The organism is Streptomyces sp. NPDC006393 (genome assembly GCF_040628575.1).
Lineage (GTDB): Bacteria > Actinomycetota > Actinomycetes > Streptomycetales > Streptomycetaceae > Streptomyces.
Genome location: NZ_JBEXZD010000038.1, coordinates 1 through 20,770, shown reverse-complemented (window position 1 = coordinate 20,770; position 20,770 = coordinate 1). Strand labels below are relative to the sequence as shown.

The window sequence follows — 20,770 nt, the reverse complement described above, 5'->3', positions numbered from 1 at the left end:
AGACACGATGAGCAGGGACACGAGGACGGACACACTGCCGGCCGGGCCGCACACGGCCGACAGCCATGATCTGATCCGCGTGCACGGCGCGCGCGAGAACAACCTCAAGGACGTCGACGTCGAGATCCCCAAGCGCCGGCTGACCGTGTTCACCGGTGTCTCCGGCTCGGGCAAGAGCTCCCTGGTGTTCGACACCATCGCCGCCGAGTCGCAGCGGCTGATCAACGAGACCTACAGCGCCTTCGTGCAGGGCTTCATGCCGACGCTGGCGCGCCCCGAGGTCGACGTGCTCGACGGGCTGACCACCGCGATCATCGTCGACCAGCAGCGGATGGGCGCCGACCCGCGCTCGACGGTCGGCACCGCCACCGACGCCAACGCCATGCTGCGCATCCTCTTCAGCCGGCTCGGCAAGCCGCACATCGGCTCGCCCAAGGCGTACTCCTTCAACGTGGCCTCGATCAGCGGCGCCGGCGCGGTCACCGTGGAGCGCGGCGGGCAGCAGATGAAGGAGCGGCGCAGCTTCAGCATCACCGGCGGCATGTGCCCGCGCTGCGAGGGCCGGGGCACGGTCACCGACCTCGACCTCTCCCAGCTCTACGACGACTCCCTCTCGCTCAACGAGGGAGCTCTGACGATCCCCGGCTACAAGACGGGCGGCTGGAACTACCGGCTGTACACCGAGTCCGGCCTGTACGACCCGGACAAGCCGATCCGGAAGTTCACCAAGCGGGAGTTGCAGGACTTCCTGCACAAGCCACCGACCCGCATGAAGATCGCGGGCATCAACATGACCTACGAGGGTCTGATCCCGCGGATCCAGAAGTCGATGCTCGCCAAGGACAAGGAGGGCATGCAGCCGCACATCCGGGCGTTCGTGGACCGCGCGGTCACCTTCACCGTCTGCCCCGACTGCGAGGGCACCCGGCTCACCGAGGCGGCCCGGTCCTCGAAGATCGACGGTGTCAGCATCGCCGACGCGTGTGCGATGCAGATCAGCGACCTGGCCGAGTGGGTACGGTCGCTGTCCGAACCGACGGTGGCGCCGCTCCTGGCCTCCCTGCGGCACACCCTCGACTCGTTCGTGGAGATCGGTCTCGGCTATCTCTCGCTGGACCGGCCGGCGGGCACGCTGTCGGGCGGCGAGGCCCAGCGCGTGAAGATGATCCGCCACCTGGGCTCGTCCCTCACCGACGTCACGTACGTCTTCGACGAGCCCACCATCGGCCTGCACCCGCACGACATCCAGCGGATGAACGAACTGCTGCTGCGCCTGCGCGACAAGGGCAACACGGTGCTGGTCGTGGAGCACAAGCCGGAGGCGATCGCGATCGCCGACCATGTCGTCGACCTCGGTCCCGGCGCCGGTACGGCGGGCGGCACCGTCTGCTTCGAGGGCACCGTCGAGGGCCTGCGGGCCGGCGGCACCCTGACCGGCCGCCACCTCGACGACCGCGCGTCGGTGAAGGACACGGTGCGCAAGCCGACGGGCGCCCTGGAGATCCGCGGCGCGACCGCCCACAACCTCCAGAACGTCGACGTCGACATCCCGCTGGGCGTGCTCTGCGTCGTCACCGGTGTCGCCGGCTCCGGCAAGAGCTCGCTGGTGCACGGCTCGATGCCGGCGGACGCGGACGTCGTCTCGGTCGACCAGACGCCGATCCGCGGCTCGCGGCGCAGCAACCCGGCGACGTACACCAGTCTCCTGGAGCCGATCCGCAAGGCGTTCGCCAAGGCCAACGGGGTGAAGCCGGCGTTGTTCAGCGCGAACTCCGAGGGAGCCTGCCCGAACTGCAACGGCGCGGGGGTCGTCTACACCGACCTCGCGATGATGGCCGGGGTCGCGACGACCTGCGAGGAGTGCGAGGGAAGGCGGTTCCAGGCGTCGGTGCTGGAGTACACCCTCGGCGGGCGGGACATCGCGGAGGTGCTGGCGATGCCCGTGACCGAGGCCGAGGAGTTCTTCGCCACGGGTGAGGCGCGGGTCCCGGCGGCCCACAGGATCCTCGAGCGCATGGCGGACGTCGGCCTGGGCTACCTCACCCTGGGCCAGCCGCTCACCACGCTCTCCGGCGGCGAACGCCAGCGCCTGAAGCTGGCCACGCACATGGGCGACAAGGGCGGCGTCTACGTGCTGGACGAGCCGACGACCGGCCTCCACCTGGCCGACGTCGAGCAGCTCCTCGCCCTCCTCGACCGCCTGGTCGACTCCGGCAAGTCGGTCATCGTGGTCGAGCACCACCAGGCGGTCATCGCGCACGCCGACTGGATCATCGACCTCGGCCCCGGCGCCGGCCACGACGGCGGCCGGATCGTCTTCGAGGGCACCCCCGCCGACCTCGTCGCCGCCCGCTCCACCCTCACGGGCGAACACCTCGCGGCCTACGTGGGCGCCTGACCGTGCTCCGGCGCGCCTGACCGTGCAGCGCGAGCAGGGGTTCGAGGAGTCCGCGGCCCGGCCGCGGCTCAGTCCTCCTCGAACCCCTGCTCGCCGAGGATCCTGTCGATACGCGCCCGGTGGGCGCTCTCCCACTCGTCCAGGGTCTGCGTCGCCTCCTTGACGAGCTGTGCGTGCGCCGCCGTCAGGATCTCCTCGGCGCGGGCGGCCGGCACCGTCACCACGCCCTCCTCGTCGGCCACCACGACGTCCCCCGCCTCGACCTGGACGCCGCCGCAGCGCACGGGCCGGTTCAGCGGGCTCACGGCCGACTTGACGCCCGGGACCGGGATGACGCCCCGGGCGAAGACCGGGAAGCCCATCTCCCGTACCTCGGCGAGATCACGGATCAGGCCGTCGGCGACGAAGGCGGCGACACCCCTGCGCCGTGCCACGGCGCACACGTTGCCGCCGGCCAGCGCGTAGTCCAGGTCGCCCGACTCCACGACGATCACCGAGCCGGGTTCGGCGCGGTGGACGGCGGCGTGCAGCATGAGGTTGTCCCCGGGCGGACAGCGCACGGTGAACGCCGGGCCGGCCACGCGCGGCACCGGTTGCCACAGCGGCCGGATCCCGATGTCCATGACCTGCTCGCGCCCCAGCAGATCGGCGAGAGTGGTGACGGGAACGTCCCGGAAGGCTTCGACGACGACGGACTCGATCATGTCGACGACCCTAGAGCCTGTCCGGCGGATCGGGGTACAGACGCGGGGAACGGCCGCCGGTCAGGGGGCCGGCCGTTGCCGCCGCGGCGGAATCCCGGCGAGTGTCCACAGGTCGTCGAAGTGCTTGTTCCACGTGGAAACGGCTGCCTCGGCGGCACCCGTGCTCTTGTCACGCGGGATGCCCTGGTAGAGGCGGTACCCAGTTCGCTGGAGTTCACCAGCACCCGGGTGGGCACCCGAACCGACGCGCTCAGCTCCTTGACCTGGTCGTAGAGGACGTAACCGACCAGGCTGAGCAGCGCGCCGCCGAGGAAGGCCTTGCCCTCCGGGGCGTCTCCCACCGGCTTGACGAACTGGGCGAGCAGGCCGGTGGCGCAGTGCCGAGGAGCAGAACCCGGGTGATCAGGGATTCGAAGCGCTCCTGGATGCGCCGGAGTCTGCGGGCCACGCCCGCGTCGGCCGGTGCCCTGGCCCCTTCCGCCATGCGCGCCCCGCCCCTCGCCATGCCCGTCGGGCGTCAAATACCCTTGGACAGAACGCATTTCCGGTTCTGTCATGGTCTCCCTACGCCAGGGCACGGCCAAGATAGGGGTTCGCCGTGGAGCGGACCCTCAGCCCAAGGGAGCCGGTGGCCGCGGCGAGGGTCACCGCGTACGAGTCGACGGCCCTTCGCACGTTGGGGGCGTCCAGGCTGGCGCCGGTCACCAGGCGGTCCAGGTCCACGTAGGCGGACCGCACCGTCTCGATCCACCGGTACACGCGCCAGTCCTGCGCCCAGTCGGCCGTGTACTCCGCGGGCAGGTTGCGCTCCCAGCGCCGGAACATGCGCTGCCGGATCTCCGGTTGGGTCGGGGTGAGGTGCATGTGCCGGACCAGGTCGTACAGGGGATCACCGATCAGGGCCATCTCCCAGTCGATGATCGTGAGGGCCAGGGCGTCGTCGCGGCGCACCAGGTTCCAGGGGTTCAGATCGCCGTGCAGCAGGGCCGGCCGGCGCGGGCTCACCCAGTACCGGCCCAGGATCTGCCCGAGCCGGGGTGCGTTGGGGAGCCCGAGGAACCAGGCCAGCTGCTGCGACTCCTTCGGCAGGTTCCCCACCAGGAGCACCAGCTGGTCGCACAGCCAGGTGAAGAAGGTCTCCTCGCCCGCCGCTGGGTCGACCTCTCTGTAGTCCACGCGGGCCAGCGCGCACAGTTGGTCGACGAGTCCGTCCGCCTCGTGCGGCAGCAGGCCGTCCACCGGATGGCTGGGCGGGCGGTCGGTGTCCTCGGGCCCTACATAGGTGTGGATGGCGTACTGCTCCCCCCGGTGGCTGCGGCCGAGGGCGAGCACCCGCGGTGCCGCCACCGGGAGCCCCGACCGCTCGATGGCCCGCAGGACGGCGTGCTCGCTGAGGAAGCTCGGCTCCCGCCGGCAGACGTTGGCCACCCTGCGGCGCACCACGACCGGATGGTCGACGCCCGGCACCCGCACCACCGAATTCAGATGCGCGGTGCCCTTGAACACACGGCTGGCCGGCGCCATGCCCTCGGCGACCAGCGCGTGCTCGACGGCGGCGGCGGGGAAGTCGGAGCGCTCGGGAAGCCGGCGGTCCCACGACCACGAGATCGTTCCGGTCGTCCGGCCCGGGCCGCCCCGCACCGCCGTCCGGGAGGCCCGCCAACGGAAGAGGACGCGTTCCACCTCCGAGGTGTCCGGCACGTTTCTGAGGCCGAGCGGTTCGGCGGCCGCCTCCAGCGCCCGGCGTACGGAGGCCGTCGCCTCGTCCAGGCTCTTCTGGTCGGGTGCGTCCTCCAGGGCTCTCGCGGCCCGCATCACGTCCGGGTAGACGGACTGCGCCCGCTCGAAGGCGACGTAGTGCCGCAGGTCCTTGGTCAGGCCGTTGACGGCCGCGGGGCGGACGCGGGTCATGGCCGCCGCCCAGGCGTCGATCACGTCATCCCACTGGTGGCCGGGGTAGCGCATCCGGACCAGGTGCGTCGCCAGATCGTGCAGGGGGTCACCGTAGGTCGCCAGTTCCCAGTCGACGCAGATGAGGGGCGGATCACCGCCGTAGGACATGATCAGGTTGTCGCGGTGCAGATCCGCGTGGAGCAGGCTGTAGGGCCGCCGGGCCATGGCCGGTACCCGGTCCGCCAGCTGGACCAGGGCGTCCTCCGGAATGCCCAAGGCGGCGAACAGTCCACCAAAAGCCTGCCAATTGGGCTGCCGGATCTGCCGGTCCGCACGCCGCGCGAGGGTCTGCAGGAAGCCCTGGCTGTCCTTGTCGTTGCGCGGCCACTCCGCCGGCAGTGGGGGCAGCGCCTCACGGCGGACCTGGGTCATCTGGGCGAGCAGTTCCGCCAGGGCCCGCACGAGCAGGGTGTCGACCGGCTTTCCGTTGGCGCAGACGCTGGAGAGGGGTACGCCCTCGACGTAGCTGTGGATCGCGAAGGAATCCTGCTTGACCAGGCACTCGGGGACATTGGGGAGCACGCCCCTGATGGAGTCGAGGATCGCCGACTCGTCCAGCCATGTCCTGATCACCACGGGCAGTGCCTCGGCGCGGCGGACCCGGACGGTCACCGAGGTGCCGGCCTCCCGGTGCAGCAGCCGTGCCATGTGTTCCGTCAGGGGCAGCACGTAGTTCTGGTTGTGGTAACCACTGCTCGCCTGGCCCTGCTCCGCTGCGAGCTGTACGAACTCCTTTACGTCGCGGGCAGCACGCTCCCCGAGTGTGGGACGGGGAGGAGGAGGTGCACCCACGTTCGCTCCAAGTGCTCACGCGTGAATCACAGTATGACAAAACGTACGACAATGCTCATATCGGGCACGACCGGAGCGCGCTTTCCTGTCGGCACAACGGGTGGTGTGCCCATGCCTGTGCCTGCGGCTCACGTCGCGGAGTCGAGGTCGCCTTGCACACCACCTCTAGCGAGCCATACGTGCCGTGCGGAGCTGTTGCTCATGCGGTGCGGGCATGCTACAGCACGCCCCTGGAGCCACTCGCCACTACGGCTGGAGCCACGCGCCACTACGGCTGGAGCCGCTCGCCACTTCCGCTACTCGGACAGCAGAGCCCAGACGGACTCGAACCAGGCCTGCATGGAGGTGGCGAAGACGGATCCCGGCGAGTCGGGATCCGCGTCGCGCACATGGTGGGTGAGGGTGGCGCCGAGGCCCAGCACGTCGAGCGCCCTGATCTCCTCGCCGCTCTCCAGGACCACCGGACGCTCGATCACCTCGTAGGGTCCGAAGAGCACTTCCGCCTCGTTGATGACATACAGCTTGAAGGCCGGCGTCAGCGGTGCGTATCGGATCTGCACGTCGACATCGGGCACCAGGCCCTCGGCCCTCAGCTCGGCCAGCACACCCTGCAGCGACCCCGTGTGCCGCCGCGTGATGGCGTGCAGACGGTCGCGCAGCAGGCCGGCTTCCTTGTCGTCCATGGCCCGGGGGTAGGGCAGCGGCAGCGAGGTGGAGGGCAGGAGCATGCGCAGGGCGATGCGCCGGGGCCGGATGAAGCCGCCCCTGATCCGTTCCGCCTGGAGCCGGATGTGCGCGTCCAGCGACTCGGATGTCAGCGTGTAGACGTCCAGGGTCACCTCGGGCTGCTCGAAGGCCTCGCTGATGAGGGGGGCCAGCGTCACGCCCCGGTGCGAGCGGGTGGCCTTGGCGGACGAGGACTGTATGCGCTGGTTCTTGATGACGCGTGAACCACTGCCCTGCCGGGACTCGATCCAGCCTTCGTAGCTCAGCTCCCGCAGCACCCGCTGCACGGTGTCGCGGGAGACCCCGAACTCCTCCGCCAGGTCGCGCTGGGAGGGCAGGAACGAGCGCCTCGGGTACGTTCCGTCGGCGATCCGGGACCGCAGTTCCTCGGACACCTTGCGGAAAGCCCGGCCGCCGCCGTCGCCGGTGCGTTCTTCGGTCACGACTGGACCGTACCGCCGCCGGTCCACCCGCAAACAGATTTCCGGTCCGCCTGTCGGTCCGTCTGTCGGTCCGGCGGGTATGGCGGATGCGCCACGTCGGCCGAAATCAGCCGGTTAACCGATCAATCAGACCGGGGACAACCACTTCACGACAACCAGTCCAATTGGCCCAGTGATTGGCCGGATCACTGGAACTGGAAGGGTGGGTGGGGAACGTGGTCCTGCTGCAGCTGCTGCGGGTGGGGGGAGAATTCCTGCTGACACGCGAAGCCCAGGCCAGGCTGGGCCTCGCGGGACTGGCCCTGCTGGTCGCGGTCACCGTGGGTGTGCGGGCCCGCCGGGCCGGGCTCGCCGTGGGCGCGGCCGTGGTGTTCACGCTGCTGATGGCTCAGGCCTGATGACTCAGCCTGATGACTCGGCCTGATGACTCAGGCCTGACGTCGCAGGATCCGCAGCACGGGCTCCAGTGAGTCCACGATCAATGTGGCGCCGGCCTCCTTCAGGAGCTTCTCCTTGCGGGCGTTGTGCGCGTAGCCGAGGAAGGGGACTCCGGCTCGGAGCGAGGCCTCGTGGTCGGAGGGGGTGTCGCCGATCATCAGCGCCTCCGCCGGGGCCGCTCCCGTCGCGCTCAGGGCCCGGTTCAGGCAGTGCGGGTCCGGCTTGAGGCGGTGGAGGTCCTGGGTACGGCCGTAGATGTGGGGGTCGAAGCAGGCGGTGAGGCCCCGGCTCTCGAGGTAGGCGCGGACCACGAGCGGCGAGTTGTTGGTGGCGATGGCGAGCCGGGAGCCCAGCGCGACCCAGGTGCGGATCAGCGGGTCGGCGTACGGGGTGGGCCAGGCGGAGGAGGTGGCGCGCAGCTCCTCGTGGGTGAGGCGGGCCTCCAGTTCGGCGACCAGGTCGCTGCCGGGGTGCCGGCGGTCCACGGCGCGCAGCACGACGTGCGGGTCCAGCGACTCGCGCTCGCCCTCGGTGAGCAGGCCGTGCAGGCCCCGGCCCTCCAGCCACCGCACCAGCCCGGTCGCCACCCGCTCGGAGGAGTGCCCGGCGAACAGACGGCAGATCGGGCCGTCGAAGTCCCAGAGCACGGCCCGCGCACGGGTGACCAGTTCCCGCAGTTTCTCGTTCTCGGTCGTCTCTGCCACCGAATCGGTCTGCGTCGTATCAGAAGTCACTAGGAGAGTGTCAGGTCCGTGGTGATGGTTTCCCAGAGGGCGTCGAACCACTTCTGCGATTCCGTCACGAACGCGGCGTCCCGCTGGCCGGCCCGCTTGACGAAGGAGAACAGCAGCGAGGCGGAACCCAGGGCGTCGTACATGTCCAGGGTCTCGTCGCCCCAGTCCTCCTCGCGCCGGGTGAGGGTGTAGTACCCGATGAGCGCCTCCTCGCCGTTGAGCAGGTAGAGCTTGACCGGCGGGGTGAAGGGCAGGGCCCGGAAGGCCACGTGCACGTCGATGCCGTGGGTGGCGCGCAGAGCTTGCAGGTTGTGCCTGAGGACGTGCCCCTGGGCGTTGCGCATCTCCAGCCAGCGCTGGTGCACCACCTCGTCCTCGTCGCCGCCCTCCACGGGGACCGGGAAGGCGAGGGAGATGTGCTTGGACGGCACCAGGATGCGGACGTCGATGGCGTCGGGACGCATCCGGCCCTCGTGGATCAGCCGCAGCGGCTCGCCGATGGCGACCATCAGCGTCTCCGCGGTGTGGCACACGACGTCGATGCGCACCCGCCGGGCCGAGAACGCCTCCGTCAGCCGGGGTGCGAGGCCCACCATCGTCGGCAGGGGCTCCTCGCGCACGGGGGCGGCCTCGGCGATCCTCGGGGGGCTGCCCTTGCTCACGTTGCTGAGCAGCCCGTCCTCCTGGAGCTCCCGCAGGGCCTGGCGCACGGCACCGCGCTCCACCCCGAACTCCTCGGCGAGTTCGGCCTGGGTGGGCAGGCGGTCGCCCGGCTTGAGCTCGCCGGTACGGATCCTGTCCCGCAGGGTCTCGGCGATCTCCTGGGCAGAGCTTCTGCGGCTCCCGTTCACGGCCACGTTCTCCTGGGTCACGACCAAACGCTACAACTCTGATCCACCTGACGGCAGTTGTTTGAAACCTGTTTATAGGTGGCCGCCAAGTGGGGACAACTATAGAAGAGTTGGCCGCCAACTCGGATGAGTTGGCCGAAGTTAGTTGCACCGCCTGCTCCACAGCACCCCCACTCCCACCCGCCCAGGACAGCCCGAAGGGGGAACGCCGTGCCTGTTGCTCTCGCTCTTCTGTCCGCCGTCTTCGTCGTCGGCTTCGAGCAGCTCGTCCAGGTGAAGTACGGCGCGACGGGCTTCGTCGGCCTGTTGCTGCTCACCATCGGCATCAAGGCCAAGAGCCCGGCCGTCAGCTCCGCCGGGGCGGTGGTGCTGGCGATGCTCGTCGCCGGTCCCGCCCTGTGAACGTCCCGGGGCCGCCGCGCGTCACGCCCCGTGGACCGGTCGGCCGCCCGGGCCGGCGACCCGTGGGAGACGTCAGCTCGTCAGCACCAGCTCCGAACTGATCGTCTCCCACAGCGCGTTGAACCACACGTGCGACTGCTCGACGAACGTCGTGTCGCGCGGTCCCGCGCCGTCGACGAAGGAGAACAGCATCGACTGGGAGCCCTCCGCGTCGTACAGCTGGAGGTGTTCGTGGTCGATCTCCTGCTCGCGCCGCCGCACGGTGTAGTACGCGAACAGCGCCTCGGTGGCGTTGAGCAGGTAGAGCTTGACCGGCGGGGTGAAGGGCAGGGCCCGGAAGCTGACGCGCGCGTCGATGCCGTGCGTGGCCCGCAGGGCGAGCAGGCTGTGCCTGAGCACCTGGCCCTGGGCGTTGCGCTGGGCCAGCCACCGCCTGCGCAGCCGGCCCGCCGCGGCGGAGTCCACCGGCGCCGGGAAGGCGAGGTCGATGTCCCGGCTGGGCAGCAGTACGCGCACGTCGACCTTGGCCGGTTTCAGTCGCCCGGCATGGATCTGCCGGAGCGGTTCGCCGATCGCGAGAGTGAGCGAGATCGACGTCAGGCACAGGGCGTCGATCTCCACGTGGGAGGACTCGAAGGCGGCGGCGATGCGGGGGGCGAGCGCGGCCGTGGTCGGCAGCGGAGGGGCTTCGGCGCCGGTCAGGGCCCGGCGCGGGTCGGGTGCGACGGTCGCCGGGCTGCCCTTGGACACATTGCTGAGCAGATGCTCCGAGTGCAGGATGCGCAGGGCCCGCCGTACGGCCGTGCGCTCCACGCCGAACTCCTCGGCGAGTTCGGCCTGCGTGGGCATGCGCTGGCCCGGCCGCAGTTCACCGGTCCTGATCCGCTGCCGCAGTTCGTCGGCCACCTCGCGGTGTGACCTCTGTGGCCGTTGTGACCTCTTCCGCCCAGTGGCGGAGGCGTGTTCCGGGTCCACGGTCGAACACTACAACTTCCCGCCATCTTTAGACAGTTCACGGGAAGGTGGTTATGAGACGCTTCCAGGCGGAGATAAGACAAGTGAAGTTGGTGGCCAACTCGAGCGACATGGTTGAACCATCCAAAGGTTGGCCACCAGGGTGACAGTCGGGGAACGCCGTACCGCGCTCCCTTCCGGAGGGGAGCCGGGAGCCCGGTCGGCACCGCACGGCCACGACTCGACAGCCGGGACGCACAGCCACAACCTAAGACGGTCGGCACAGCCACAACTCAAGACGGTCGGCACAGTCACAACCGAACATCGTGAGCACAGCCACAACTGAACAGCCAAGCTACGGATGCGTCACCCCTGTCACTGTCACCGGCAGGAAGGAGCGTTCAGAACATGTCCGGGCACCACGGTCGCCTGGATGTACGCAGCAGGGCGTCGGCCACCACGGCGGCGCCCGCTCGTTCTTCCCGGACCCGGCCGAGCGCCGCGAGCCGCACCGCCGACTCGTCGCCGAGCCACAGCGTCGCCAACTCCCCCACGTCCAGCGTCAGATCCGCGCTCTGAGCCGTCGGCGTACAGGACGCTCCCTCGGGCGAGGCCTCCAGCCGCCACCGGCCGCCGGACGGTCCCGTCCCGTCGACGACCTCCAGCACCAGCGAGCCCGCCCCCTGGTACGTCCGCGCCTCCAACGCCCGTACGACGTCCAGGATCCGCACCCACAGCCAGTCCGCCTGCGTGGTGACCGCGGCCGCGCGCGGGTCCGGCAGGAGGAGGGGAAGCAGGTCGTCCGGGGCCCGCCGGCCACTCCTGACCTTCACCACCCAGTCGATCGAGCACAGGTGCAGCCACAGCGCGCGCTCGGCGGCCGGGGTCACCGCGATGAGGCTCTTCACGGTGGCCGTGTTCAGCGGCTGCTTGGCATCCGACCAGGTCTCGTCGCAGACGTACGCTGCCAGGCCCTCGACCGTGCCGTCCGCCGCGCGGTACACGGCGTAGAAGGGCTCGGTCCAGGGGTCGCGGTCCAGGCGCAGCGCGCCGGTGCTGACCTGCCACCAGCGCTCGGAGCGGTCGATCAGGCCCGGCCGGGCGCGGCGCAGCCGCTCGTGGAGCTCGGGGCCGAGCTTGCGTACGTCGTCGCCGTCCACGAGGTCGACACGGCCGCCGTCGTCCGGGCCCGACCAGCGCGGGTCGAGGCCCGCCCGGGGCACGTCGATCGTCCACTCCGTGGTCCAGGTGGCGGGGCCGAAGCCGTAGCGGCCGTAGATCGGGTACTCGGCCGCGATCAGGGTGGCGACGACGTCGCCGCGCTCCTTCGCCGCGCTGAGGTCGTGGGCCATCATGCGGGTCAGCAGGCCGCGGCGGCGGTGGGTGGGGGTGACCGTGACGTTGGAGATGGCGTCGGCGGGGACGGGCGTGCCGCCGACGGCGGTGAGCTCCTGCGGGAAGGAGCGGAACGTCGCGACGCAGCGCCCGGCGTCGAAGGCTCCCAGGGTGCGGGCGGGGACGATGTAGGAGCTGCGGTCGGCGACCTCCTCGGCGGAGACCGCGGGAGTGCGCAGGAAGCCGGTGTTCAGGGCGCGGATCCAGTCGGGGATCTCGGCCTCGGTGATGGGGCGTACGTCGATGCCGTGGCGGGCGGGGTCGTGCGGGCGCGTGGCAGTCATGGGTCGACCGTAGGCGGTGGGTGAGGGCGTGTCGTGGGGATTTTCCCCGCCCTCAGAAGGTCGCCCGGATCTCCCCCACCTCGCGGCCCCCGCCGTGCAGCGGCGCATGGGCGATGCGCCGGATCACCGGGGCGTCCACGCCCGTCAGGGTCAGGGCGCGGGCCAGTACCGGACCCAGTGCCCGTGCCGCACCGTCGTCGATCTTGAGGGCCAGGGCGCGGCCGTCCGGGAGGGCGACGGCCTGGACGGCCTCCGCGCCCACCTTGGACAGGGCTCCGGGCACCTCGCGCATCAGCCAGGTGTCGTGGCGGCGGGTGCCGGCGACGTACTCGGGGTGGGCGCGCATGGCGTCGGCGACGCGGCGCTCGGCCGTGCCGGGCGCGGCGAGGACGAAGGAGCGGTAGGCACGGGCCAGGCCGGTGAGGCTGATCGCCGTCAGCGGCGCGCCGCAGCCGTCGGTGCCGACCGCCGCCACCTCCTCGTCCGCCGCTTCCTCCACAACCCTGTGGATGAGCTGCTGCAAGGGGTGCGCCGGGTCGAGGTACGACTCCAGCGGCCACTCCCGCAGCGCGCACGCCGCCAGCATCGCGGTGTGCTTGCCGGAGCAGTTCATCGCGACCCGGTCGCGCCCCGCCCCGGCCGCCAGCCAGGCCTCCCGCTCCTCCTGGTCCAGCGGAAGGTCCGGCGGGCACCGCAACGCCTCGGGGGACAGCCCGTGCTCGTCGAGCATCTTGTGGACCAGATCGCGGTGGAAGGGCTCCCCCGAGTGGCTGGCCGCCGCGAGCGCGAGCCGCTCCCCGGCCAGATCCAGGCCCGCCCGCAGCACGCCCGCCGCCTGCATGGGCTTGTTGGAGGAACGCGGGAAGACCGGTGCCGTCACGTCCCCCCACGCGTGCTCCACCGCGCCGTCCGCGCCCAGCACCACCAGGCTGCCCCGGTGCCGCCCCTCCACGAACCCCGAACGCACCACTTCGGCGAGGACGGGGGCTACGGCGGGCGGGACGTCGGACGGGGCGGCGGACGCGGACGCGGACAGAGCCGGAGACACGGAGGACGCGGGGGACGCGGGGAACACGGACATCGGCGGTGGCCTTCCGGGGACTACGGCGACGACGGGCAGGAGACGCGCGGCACGGGGAGACGTGCCCCGCGCGGGCCCGGGGTCGCCGCGGCCACACCGTCAGACGAGCAGGTCGTCCACCTGTGCCTCTCCCTCACGGTACCGGCGGGCGATCTCCGCGCTGCACCCGTCCGCCGTGCGCTGCAACTGCTGCCGGCGCCGGGAGACCTGCTGCTCGCACCGCACCAGCCGCCCCATCGCCGCGCCCAGCTCCAGATCGGTGCGGGCGCCCAGGTCCGACAGCTCGACCTCGGCGAGCATCTCGGCGGCCAGCCGCCGGTACTCCTCGCTCTGCGGTGTGCCGAGCGTCACATGCCGCGCCGACGAGCGCTGCCGGGCGGGCGCGTCCTTGAGGATCTCCGCGAGCCGTTCGACGACGGACGCCTGCCCGCTGTCCACGACGGCGGCGAGTCCGGCGGCCGAACCGCGGGCGGCACGCCCGGCCGCGTCCCCGCGCCGGGCCAGTTCCGCCCGCAGAATGTCGATCCGCCCCTGAAGCAGCCGCCGTACGTAACTCAGGTCGGCCTCGTCCCGCTGCGCCTGCCGGCGCAGGGCGCGCAGTTCGGGCAGGCTCGGCACGGTCAGGTCCGGCTGCGGCAGGTCCATCGGCAGCCCGGTGGGGCCCGCGTCCACCGGCAGCGGGTCCGTCGGGATGGATGGGATCGGGGGCATGGATGGGATGGATGGGATGGGCGGGCTGTCGGTGCGCTGCACCGGCGGCCGGTGGGTCGTCTCCGCGATCGCGGCGCGGAACGGCGGGACCGCCCCGGGCTGCGCCTGCTGCTCGGTACTCGATGTGCTCATGCGCCTCAACCGTCCCCTCGACCGGCGCGTACGGAAGCATCGTGCCACCCCGAGTGGCCAGTATGTGACCGAGTGCCCCCGATCAGCCCCAGATGGGGGGTTACGAAGCATAAAGAAGCACGATATGGACGCAGCCGCGGCGCGGGGCCGAGCCCGCTGCGGAGCGCGGCCGGCCGCCCGGCATGATGGTCGGCATGCGAGCAGTGGTGCAGAGGGTGGACGGCGCGAGTGTCGTCGTGGACGGCCGGACCGTGGGGGCCATCGAGGGCGAGGGGCTGTGCGTCCTGGTCGGCGTCACCCACGAGGACACCAAGGAGAAGGCGGCGCAGCTCGCCCGCAAGCTCTGGTCGATCCGCATGCTGCACGACGAGAAGTCGTGCAGCGACATCGGTGCCCCGCTGCTGGTCATCAGCCAGTTCACCCTCTACGGCGACGCCCGCAAGGGCCGCCGCCCCACCTGGAACGCGGCGGCCCCCGGCGAGGTCGCCGAACCGCTGGTCGAGGAGGTCGTCGCGCAGCTGCGTGCGCTGGGGGCGACGGTGGCGACGGGGCGGTTCGGGGCGGCGATGCGGGTGTCGTTGACGAACGACGGGCCGTTCACGGTGCTGCTGGAGCTCTAGGAGTGTCTCGCACGGCCACGAACGGCGAGCCCTACGGCTCTACGACGACCTCCTGGGCCGCCGCCGTGTCACCCGCCATCAGGGGAGCGTCCAGCGGGACGTTCCGCTTGACCAGGGCAAGGGCGACCGGGCCGAGTTCGTGATGCCGCGCGGATGTGGTGATGAAACCGATCTTGCGACCGTCCGGTCCCTCGTCGGCGAGGCGGATCTCGGTGCCGGGGACCGGCAGGTGCACCTCGCTGCCGTCCAGGTGCAGGAAGACCAGGCGGCGCGGCGGCTTGCCGAGGTTCTGCACCCGGGCCACCGTCTCCTGCCCCCGGTAGCAGCCCTTGTGCAGATGCACGGCCGTACCGATCCAGCCCAGCTCGTGCGGGATGGTGCGGTGGTCGGTCTCGAAGCCCAGCCGGGGGCGGTGCTGCTCGACGCGCAGCGCCTCGTGGGCGAGGATCCCGGCGGGCGGGCCGGCCTGCTCCGCGTACGACTCCAGGTCCACACGGGGCAGGAACAGGTCGCGGCCGTACGGGGTCTCGCGTACGGCGACCCCTTCGGGCACCTCGGCGATCGAGCCCGCCGGCAGGTGCACCACGGCGAAGTCGGCCGTCCGGTCGGCGACCTCGACCCGGTAGAAGAACTTCATCGACTCCAGGTACGCGATCAGCGCCTCCTGGGTGCCCGGCTCCACATGGGCCCAGACCGTCTCGCCGTCGTCGACCAGGTACAGCGCGTGCTCGATGTGGCCGTGCGCGGACAGGATCAGCGCCTCGGTGGCCTGGCCGGCGGGCAGCTCACTGACGTGCTGGGTGAGCAGCAGGTGCAGCCAGCCGAGCCGGTCCTCGCCGCTGACGGTGACGACACCGCGGTGCGAGAGGTCGACGAAGCCGGTGCCGTCGGCGAGGGCACGCTGCTCACGGAACAGGTCGCCGTAGTGGGCGGCGACACCTTCGTCCACACCCTCGGCGGGAACGGCGCCGGGCAGGGACAGCAGGGGGCTCTTCATACGAGCAAGCCTACGACGTGGTCTTCGGCGGCTTCCGCGAACAGTCCTTGCAGCGGCCGAAGATGGCGAAGTGCTTCATGTCGGTGTCGAAACCGAACTGCTGCCGCAGCTTGGCGGTGAAGTCGGCGGCCACGTCCACGTCGGCCTCGATGACGTTCTCGCAGTCCCGGCAGACCAGGTGCAGATGGTGGTGGCGGTCGGCGAGGTGGTAGGTGGGCGCGCCGTGCCCGAGGTGGGCGTGGCTGACCAGGCCCAGCTCCTCCAGCAGCTCCAGGGTCCGGTAGACGGTGGAAATGTTGACCCCCGACGCCGTCTTCCTCACCTCGCCGAGGATGTCGTCGGGGGTCGCGTGCTCCAGGGTGTCCACGGCTTCGAGCACTAGTTGCCGCTGCGGCGTCAGCCGGTAGCCACGCTGCCGCAGATCCGTCTTCCAGTCGGTGCTCACCACACCGATGAGTCTAGAACTACTTGAAGAAGGCGATCCCGTCGTCCGGCAGGTCGTCCGGGAGGGCCTTGGCCCAGCGCTCCACGTCCTCCGGGGTGACGACCTTCTTCAGGTGGGCGGACATGTAGGGGCGCAGCTCGACCTCGGGGGTCTGCTTCTCGCCGACCCACATCAGGTCGCTCTTGACGTAGCCGTACAGCCGCTTGCCGCCGGTGTAGGGGCGGGAGGCGGCGGTGCGCGCCACGGCGTCCGTGACCAGGTCGATCTGCGGCTTCTTGTCGGCCAGCTCGCCGTACCAGATCTCGATGACGCCGTCGTCGCGGGTCATCGTGACCTCGACCTTGCGGTCGCTGTCGATCCGCCAGAAGCCGGCCTCCGACTCCAGCGGCCTGACCTTGTTGCCGTCGTTGTCCAGCATCCAGGTGCGGGAGTGGTACTCCAGGAAGTCCCGGCCGTCGTGGGTGAAGGTGACCTCCTGGCCGAAGTTGCACTTCTCGGCGCCGGGGAAGTCGAAGACACCCGCACCGGCCCAGTCACCGAGCAGGAAGGCGAGGGGGACGAGGTCCTTGTGGAGGTCGGACGGGATCTCGATCATGAGCGGCCTTTCCGTCCGGAGTCAGCGCTGGCCCTGGTACAGCTTCTTCACGGTCAGGTAGGCGAAGGCGAGGACGCCGACGCAGACCAGGACCAGCAGGGTTTCGAAGAAGATCTCCACGGGGTGCTCCTTGTTGAGCGCGGTGCGGTACGTACGTACACAGGGCCGGACCCCAGCTTAGTCGGGCGGGATCCGGCCCTCCTGTCGAGGTGACCCTCATCCGCTCAGCCGAGCAGCTCGCTCTGCAACGTGACCGTCTGCTGGAACGGAACGGCGGGAGCGGCACCCTTGCGGGACTGGATGATCACGGCGAGGACGTCCCCGGCGCGGAGGTAGGCCTGGCGCACCTGTTCGGCGCCGTAGGGCTTGGACTCCACGTAGTAGGTGCCCGGGATGTCGCTGTTGCGGGCCTCGGTCGGGAAGTCGGCGTCGAAGACCGACGTGCCGGCGCCGCGCAGGGCGTATCCGGGGCTGTTGTACTGCGACAGCTTTCCGTCGGCCAGATCGTCCACGACGGCCGCGGTGTCGAACTGGAGCAGGTAGATCCGGGTGTGCGTGCCGTCCTGCGTGGTCCAGCCGCGGGCGGCGATGTGCCGCAGCCCGCGGTCGGTCAGCTGCTGCCCGAACTCGGTACGGTCCGCCGGCCGCGCGTACTCGGCGAGGAAGTCCTTCGTCGCCAGCCATCCGCCGGTGCCGCGCAGCGCCTTGTCGTCCCGTGCACCGCGCGGTGCGGACAGCAGCAGGGCGCGCAGGTCGGCGTAGTGCGCACCGGCGGCGTTGCTGTCGGCGAACGGTGCCGGGCTGCCGGAGGGCAGCGGCGGCCTGACGATCGTCGGGTAGTCCCAGCGGCCGTCCGAGGCGGTGGCGAGACCGGGGACGTCGGTGCGGTCCATGCGCGTGATGCCGTACGCCGTCCCCGTCCCGGCCACGGCGAAGACCACGACCGCAGCGGTCCAGCGCAGCACGGCCCGCAGCCGCCGGCGGTCCTTGACGGGCGGCGCCGGTACGGCGGGCGGGGTGGCGGGAACCTCGGGTGGTGCCGGCAGCACGAAGGGCGCCTGGGGCGGCGCGGGAGGCGCCTCCTCGGTCAGCTGCGGGACCGCTGAGTGCTGGTCCTGGGTCTGCTCGCTCATATCGCCTTCCCCGGGTCCTTGATGCGGTCGAGCTGGTCGCGGAGCAGCCGCGCCGCGGCCTTCGTGTCCAGCGGCTTCACCGCGTTCATCGTCGCGCTGACCATGACGTCGCCCTCGTACGCGGAGCAGACCATGACCTCGAGCTTGTCCTTGGAGCCCGCTGGCGGCAGGAAGCACTTGGCGTTCCGGTGGCCCTCGATCTCCGGACCGGCGCGGAAGACCTTGAGCGCGTCGAGGAAGTCCTGCTGGAAGGCGACGACGGAGCGCGCGCTGCGCCGGTCCATCCGGGACAGGACGATCTCGGCGGTGAAGGCCTCCTTGGCGAGCTCCGGGTTCTCCGTGTTTTCGGTGCTGGCATAACTGCGCATCGCCATGCCCTGGATGTGCTGCTTGTCGATCTCCTTCTCCAGCCGCCGCCTCTGGGAGCGCGGCAGGCTCCGCAGCGACTCCTTGCGCAAGGCGGTGGCCTGCGCGCCGCTGAGTTCGGCGTCGGCGCCGAACTCGCCGAGGTCCGGGCCCCGGACGTTGTCGGCGGTGCCGTAGGGCAGCAGCAACCCTTTCAGGCCACGGGCCTCGGCCGGACGCTTGCCGTCGGCGGCGGCCTTCGGCAGGCGCCAGACGGGGGCGCCGGGATCGCGGTCGGCGTCGCGCACGGTGACCACGGTGAAGCCGGTGCCGCCGACCAGCGCGGCCAGCAGCACAGCGCAGCCGGTGATCGGCAGGACCCTGCGCCGACGCCGGGCAGGGCGCGGGGACGGCTCGGGGAGCCCGTCGAGCTGAACGGTCTGCGCAGGCTGTTCGGCCTGGGCAAGCTGCTCGGGCTGTTCGGGCCGTGCGATGTGCTCAGGCTGTGCGGGCCGCTCGGGCTCCACCGGCTGCTCGGGCTCCACCGGCTGCTCCGGCCGCGGGGGCGGGTTCTCGTTCACAGCCGCTCCATCTGCCGCTCGGCCAGGCTCATGATCTCCTTCTTGGTGATCGGCTTGGTGTCGGTGACGTAGATCTCCACGGCGATGTCGCCACGCCAGGCGTGCGCCTCGGCCGAGTACAGGGGGACGTACCCGGGCTTCCGGTAGGGCTCCGTGTCCGAGTACGCCATGCCGTCGCCGGTGCCGGGAACGGCCCAGCTGTGGCCCTTGTTGTCCCGCTCGGCCCAGTACATGCCGTTCTCGGCGCTGTCGGCGGCGTTCAGGTCCTCTACCTGGCGGTACTGCACGAGGCGGATCGCCACCAGATGGGTGTCACTCGTCCGCCACGAGGTGACGGCCGCGCGCCGGAACTGGGACGAGAGCTCGTTGGCGAACGCGTTGGCCGGCTTTGTGAAGTCCTCCGCGTACTCGGTGAGCGTCCACCAGCCGTCGTCGCTCGTGAAGAAGGGGTTGTCCCGAACGCCCTTCGGCCTGCTGATCAGCAGCTTGCGCAGGTCGCCGTCCGTCTTCACCTGTCGGTCCTGCGCGGCCGACAGCGGCTCCACCTCACCCTTCGCCTGCCCGACGACCGGCTGCGACAGCGGCGGCAGCGGGGTGGGCTCGCGGCCGGCCTGGACGACGTAGCCCGTGCAGGTGCCGGCGACCACCCCGAGGACAGCGGCTGCGGCGACCAGCAGAAGGGTGCGCCCGCGCCGGCGCGGAGGCCGTGATTCTTCGGGTCTTTCCGGTTCTTCCAAGACGTCCCCCACAGAACGTGAAGCGCGCCTTCCGTATGCGCGCTTCACAGGAGACCCACGGCCGATGTCCGAAGTTGTAAGGGACTTGATTACGATTCGGGCATGGCGAAGAAGCTCGTGATCAAGGTGACGGCGGGGGCGGACGCGCCCGAACGGTGCTCGCAGGCGTTCACGGTGGCGGCCGTGGCCGTGGCCAGCGGGGTCGACGTCTCGCTGTGGCTGACCGGGGAGTCGTCGTGGTTCGCGCTGCCGGGCCGGGCGGCCGAGTTCGAGCTTCCGCACGCGGCACCGCTGCCCGACCTGATCGACGCCGTCCTCGCGGCCGGCCGCATCACCCTGTGCACGCAGTGCGCGGCCCGCCGGGACATCACGGAGAAGGACGTGATCGAGGGCGTGCGGATCGCGGGCGCGCAGGTCTTCGTGCAGGAGGCGCTGGGCGACGAGACGCAGGCACTCGTCTACTGAGAACCCGAGCGCCCAGAGGGACCCGGAGCGTCTAACGGCGTTTCTTGCCGTCCAGCTCGTCCCACCACTCGTCGGACTTCGGGTCGCCGGACGGATCGTCCCACCAGCGGTCTTCCGGGCCGCGCCGGTTGGCGATGATCGCGGCGACCGGCGGGATCACCATGGCGAACAGGCACATCCCGACCGCCGCGGGAACCGACCAGATGCGCACGACGCCCCACGCCAGGACGAACAACCCGATGCAGGTGCCCATCAAGGCGAAATACGCGTGACGGCGGCGGGCGTACATACCTTCAGCGTATGCCGAAGGGCCGCACCCCAGGCGTCCAACCCGAGGGGTGCGGCCCTTGAGCGGTCCCACCGGTCCGAGGAACCCGAGGGGCCTCAGACCGCGATCGCGACCTCCGCGAGGCCGCCCTGCTGGGCGACGACCGTGCGGTCGGCGGTGGCGCCGGGGACGAGGGCACGGACGGTCCAGGTGCCCTCGGCGGCGTAGAACCGGAACTGGCCGGTGGCGGAGGTGGGAACCTCCGCGGTGAACTCGCCGGTCGAGTCCAGCAGCCGGACGTAGCCGGTCACGGGCTCGCCGTCGCGGGTCACCTGGCCCTGGATGGTCGTCTCACCGGGCTTGATCGTCGAGGCGTCGGGGCCGCCGGCCTTCGCTCCACACATGTGCTTCTCCAGAGGTCAGATAGGTCGGTCGGGACGGTTTACTTGCCGGAGCCCAGCTCGATCGGCACGCCCACCAGGGAGCCGTACTCGGTCCAGGAGCCGTCGTAGTTCTTGACGTTCTCGACGCCCAGCAGCTCGTGCAGGACGAACCAGGTCAGCGCGGAGCGCTCACCGATGCGGCA

At 70.8% G+C, this 20,770-nt stretch carries 22 protein-coding genes and 1 pseudogene; 5 read left to right on the top strand and 18 right to left on the bottom strand.

Annotated elements, in window-relative coordinates:
• Nucleotides 1-7 precede the first annotated feature (7 nt).
• Nucleotides 8-2,398, top strand: coding sequence for an excinuclease ABC subunit UvrA (locus ABZ484_RS18030; RefSeq protein WP_358866863.1), 2,391 nt, complete (start codon nt 8-10; stop codon nt 2,396-2,398).
• Between the two features lie 68 nt (nt 2,399-2,466).
• Here the strand turns inward: ABZ484_RS18030 and ABZ484_RS18025 are convergent, their stop codons facing one another.
• The 3 genes from ABZ484_RS18025 to ABZ484_RS18015 all read right to left on the bottom strand — a co-directional run bounded on the left by ABZ484_RS18025 (nt 2,467) and on the right by ABZ484_RS18015 (nt 7,016).
• On the bottom strand, nt 2,467-3,102 hold the full coding sequence (locus ABZ484_RS18025) for an RraA family protein (protein ID WP_358866862.1): 636 nt from the start codon (nt 3,100-3,102) through the stop codon (nt 2,467-2,469).
• A 564-nt stretch (nt 3,103-3,666) separates the two neighbouring features.
• Complete coding sequence (locus ABZ484_RS18020) at nt 3,667-5,847, bottom strand: aminoglycoside phosphotransferase family protein (protein ID WP_358866861.1); 2,181 nt, start codon at nt 5,845-5,847, stop codon at nt 3,667-3,669.
• Between the two features lie 296 nt (nt 5,848-6,143).
• On the bottom strand, nt 6,144-7,016 hold the full coding sequence (locus ABZ484_RS18015) for a winged helix-turn-helix domain-containing protein (protein WP_358866860.1): 873 nt from the start codon (nt 7,014-7,016) through the stop codon (nt 6,144-6,146).
• 206 nt (nt 7,017-7,222) lie between these two features.
• On the opposite strand from ABZ484_RS18015, the gene ABZ484_RS18010 reads away from it, so the two are divergent.
• A complete protein-coding gene (locus ABZ484_RS18010; RefSeq protein ID WP_358866859.1) occupies nt 7,223-7,414 on the top strand; it encodes a hypothetical protein in 192 nt (63 codons plus the stop codon).
• 30 nt (nt 7,415-7,444) lie between these two features.
• Here ABZ484_RS18010 and ABZ484_RS18005 read toward each other — a convergent pair whose 3' ends face one another.
• Together ABZ484_RS18005 and ABZ484_RS18000 are read right to left on the bottom strand one after the other, a co-directional pair.
• The gene (locus ABZ484_RS18005) at nt 7,445-8,239 is read right to left on the bottom strand and encodes an HAD family hydrolase (protein ID WP_358866858.1); all 795 of its coding nucleotides are present in this window, start codon (nt 8,237-8,239) and stop codon (nt 7,445-7,447) included.
• On the bottom strand, nt 8,188-9,066 hold the full coding sequence (locus ABZ484_RS18000) for a winged helix-turn-helix domain-containing protein (protein WP_358866857.1): 879 nt from the start codon (nt 9,064-9,066) through the stop codon (nt 8,188-8,190). Before ABZ484_RS18000 ends, ABZ484_RS18005 begins: the two co-directional genes overlap by 52 nt.
• 183 nt (nt 9,067-9,249) lie before the next feature.
• On the opposite strand from ABZ484_RS18000, the gene ABZ484_RS17995 reads away from it, so the two are divergent.
• The gene (locus ABZ484_RS17995) at nt 9,250-9,441 is read left to right on the top strand and encodes a hypothetical protein (protein ID WP_358866856.1); all 192 of its coding nucleotides are present in this window, start codon (nt 9,250-9,252) and stop codon (nt 9,439-9,441) included.
• A gap of 72 nt (nt 9,442-9,513) precedes the next feature.
• Here ABZ484_RS17995 and ABZ484_RS17990 read toward each other — a convergent pair whose 3' ends face one another.
• The 4 genes from ABZ484_RS17990 to ABZ484_RS17975 all read right to left on the bottom strand — a co-directional run bounded on the left by ABZ484_RS17990 (nt 9,514) and on the right by ABZ484_RS17975 (nt 13,998).
• A complete protein-coding gene (locus ABZ484_RS17990; RefSeq protein WP_358866855.1) occupies nt 9,514-10,347 on the bottom strand; it encodes a winged helix-turn-helix domain-containing protein in 834 nt (277 codons plus the stop codon).
• 449 nt (nt 10,348-10,796) lie between these two features.
• On the bottom strand, nt 10,797-12,074 hold the full coding sequence (locus tag ABZ484_RS17985; RefSeq protein ID WP_358866854.1) for a GNAT family N-acetyltransferase: 1,278 nt from the start codon (nt 12,072-12,074) through the stop codon (nt 10,797-10,799).
• A gap of 52 nt (nt 12,075-12,126) precedes the next feature.
• Entirely contained in the window at nt 12,127-13,155 is a 1,029-nt protein-coding gene (locus ABZ484_RS17980) for an asparaginase (RefSeq protein WP_358866853.1), read from the bottom strand.
• Between the two features lie 99 nt (nt 13,156-13,254).
• On the bottom strand, nt 13,255-13,998 hold the full coding sequence (locus ABZ484_RS17975; RefSeq protein ID WP_358866852.1) for an ABC transporter permease: 744 nt from the start codon (nt 13,996-13,998) through the stop codon (nt 13,255-13,257).
• 194 nt (nt 13,999-14,192) lie between these two features.
• On the opposite strand from ABZ484_RS17975, the gene dtd reads away from it, so the two are divergent.
• Nucleotides 14,193-14,618, top strand: coding sequence for a D-aminoacyl-tRNA deacylase (gene dtd, locus ABZ484_RS17970; protein WP_358866851.1), 426 nt, complete (start codon nt 14,193-14,195; stop codon nt 14,616-14,618).
• Between the two features lie 31 nt (nt 14,619-14,649).
• Here the strand turns inward: dtd and ABZ484_RS17965 are convergent, their stop codons facing one another.
• The 6 genes from ABZ484_RS17965 to ABZ484_RS17940 all read right to left on the bottom strand — a co-directional run bounded on the left by ABZ484_RS17965 (nt 14,650) and on the right by ABZ484_RS17940 (nt 19,451).
• Nucleotides 14,650-15,615: a folate-binding protein gene (locus ABZ484_RS17965; RefSeq protein ID WP_358866850.1), complete on the bottom strand. Its 966-nt coding sequence runs from the start codon at nt 15,613-15,615 to the stop codon at nt 14,650-14,652.
• A 10-nt stretch (nt 15,616-15,625) separates the two neighbouring features.
• Nucleotides 15,626-16,063 carry a Fur family transcriptional regulator gene (locus tag ABZ484_RS17960; protein ID WP_358866849.1) on the bottom strand — a complete coding sequence of 146 codons (438 nt, stop codon included), beginning with the start codon at nt 16,061-16,063 and terminating at the stop codon, nt 15,626-15,628.
• Nucleotides 16,064-16,079: 16 nt separating this feature from the next.
• Nucleotides 16,080-16,655: an FABP family protein gene (locus ABZ484_RS17955; RefSeq protein ID WP_358866848.1), complete on the bottom strand. Its 576-nt coding sequence runs from the start codon at nt 16,653-16,655 to the stop codon at nt 16,080-16,082.
• Between the two features lie 224 nt (nt 16,656-16,879).
• Nucleotides 16,880-17,788, bottom strand: coding sequence for a hypothetical protein (locus ABZ484_RS17950; protein ID WP_358866847.1), 909 nt, complete (start codon nt 17,786-17,788; stop codon nt 16,880-16,882).
• Entirely contained in the window at nt 17,785-18,714 is a 930-nt protein-coding gene (locus tag ABZ484_RS17945; protein WP_358866846.1) for a hypothetical protein, read from the bottom strand. Before ABZ484_RS17945 ends, ABZ484_RS17950 begins: the two co-directional genes overlap by 4 nt.
• Nucleotides 18,711-19,451: a hypothetical protein gene (locus tag ABZ484_RS17940; RefSeq protein ID WP_358866845.1), complete on the bottom strand. Its 741-nt coding sequence runs from the start codon at nt 19,449-19,451 to the stop codon at nt 18,711-18,713. Before ABZ484_RS17940 ends, ABZ484_RS17945 begins: the two co-directional genes overlap by 4 nt.
• A 102-nt stretch (nt 19,452-19,553) precedes the next feature.
• Between ABZ484_RS17940 and ABZ484_RS17935 the strand changes: the two genes are divergently transcribed.
• On the top strand, nt 19,554-19,916 hold the full coding sequence (locus tag ABZ484_RS17935) for a DsrE family protein (protein ID WP_358866844.1): 363 nt from the start codon (nt 19,554-19,556) through the stop codon (nt 19,914-19,916).
• Nucleotides 19,917-19,947: 31 nt separating this feature from the next.
• Here the strand turns inward: ABZ484_RS17935 and ABZ484_RS17930 are convergent, their stop codons facing one another.
• The 3 genes and pseudogenes from ABZ484_RS17930 to ABZ484_RS17920 form a co-directional block, all read right to left on the bottom strand.
• On the bottom strand, nt 19,948-20,205 hold the full coding sequence (locus ABZ484_RS17930) for a DUF3099 domain-containing protein (protein ID WP_358866843.1): 258 nt from the start codon (nt 20,203-20,205) through the stop codon (nt 19,948-19,950).
• A 95-nt stretch (nt 20,206-20,300) separates the two neighbouring features.
• A complete protein-coding gene (locus ABZ484_RS17925; RefSeq protein WP_010351646.1) occupies nt 20,301-20,588 on the bottom strand; it encodes a DUF1416 domain-containing protein in 288 nt (95 codons plus the stop codon).
• Nucleotides 20,589-20,626: 38 nt separating this feature from the next.
• Nucleotides 20,627-20,770, bottom strand: a pseudogene (locus tag ABZ484_RS17920) (sulfurtransferase); the annotation flags it as partial.

What these genes read in the sequence shown, in the direction of transcription:
- ABZ484_RS18030 (WP_358866863.1), top strand. Translation starts at nt 8, where the DNA reads ATGAGCAGGGACACGAGGACGGACACACTGCCGGCCGGGCCGCACACG.
- ABZ484_RS18025 (WP_358866862.1), bottom strand. Translation starts at nt 3,102, where the DNA reads ATGATCGAGTCCGTCGTCGTCGAAGCCTTCCGGGACGTTCCCGTCACC.
- ABZ484_RS17985 (WP_358866854.1), bottom strand. Translation starts at nt 12,074, where the DNA reads ATGACTGCCACGCGCCCGCACGACCCCGCCCGCCACGGCATCGACGTA.
- ABZ484_RS17980 (WP_358866853.1), bottom strand. Translation starts at nt 13,155, where the DNA reads ATGTCCGTGTTCCCCGCGTCCCCCGCGTCCTCCGTGTCTCCGGCTCTG.
- ABZ484_RS17975 (WP_358866852.1), bottom strand. Translation starts at nt 13,998, where the DNA reads ATGAGCACATCGAGTACCGAGCAGCAGGCGCAGCCCGGGGCGGTCCCG.
- dtd (WP_358866851.1), top strand. Translation starts at nt 14,193, where the DNA reads ATGCGAGCAGTGGTGCAGAGGGTGGACGGCGCGAGTGTCGTCGTGGAC.
- ABZ484_RS17965 (WP_358866850.1), bottom strand. Translation starts at nt 15,615, where the DNA reads ATGAAGAGCCCCCTGCTGTCCCTGCCCGGCGCCGTTCCCGCCGAGGGT.
- ABZ484_RS17955 (WP_358866848.1), bottom strand. Translation starts at nt 16,655, where the DNA reads ATGATCGAGATCCCGTCCGACCTCCACAAGGACCTCGTCCCCCTCGCC.
- ABZ484_RS17950 (WP_358866847.1), bottom strand. Translation starts at nt 17,788, where the DNA reads ATGAGCGAGCAGACCCAGGACCAGCACTCAGCGGTCCCGCAGCTGACC.
- ABZ484_RS17935 (WP_358866844.1), top strand. Translation starts at nt 19,554, where the DNA reads ATGGCGAAGAAGCTCGTGATCAAGGTGACGGCGGGGGCGGACGCGCCC.
- ABZ484_RS17930 (WP_358866843.1), bottom strand. Translation starts at nt 20,205, where the DNA reads ATGTACGCCCGCCGCCGTCACGCGTATTTCGCCTTGATGGGCACCTGC.
- ABZ484_RS17925 (WP_010351646.1), bottom strand. Translation starts at nt 20,588, where the DNA reads ATGTGTGGAGCGAAGGCCGGCGGCCCCGACGCCTCGACGATCAAGCCC.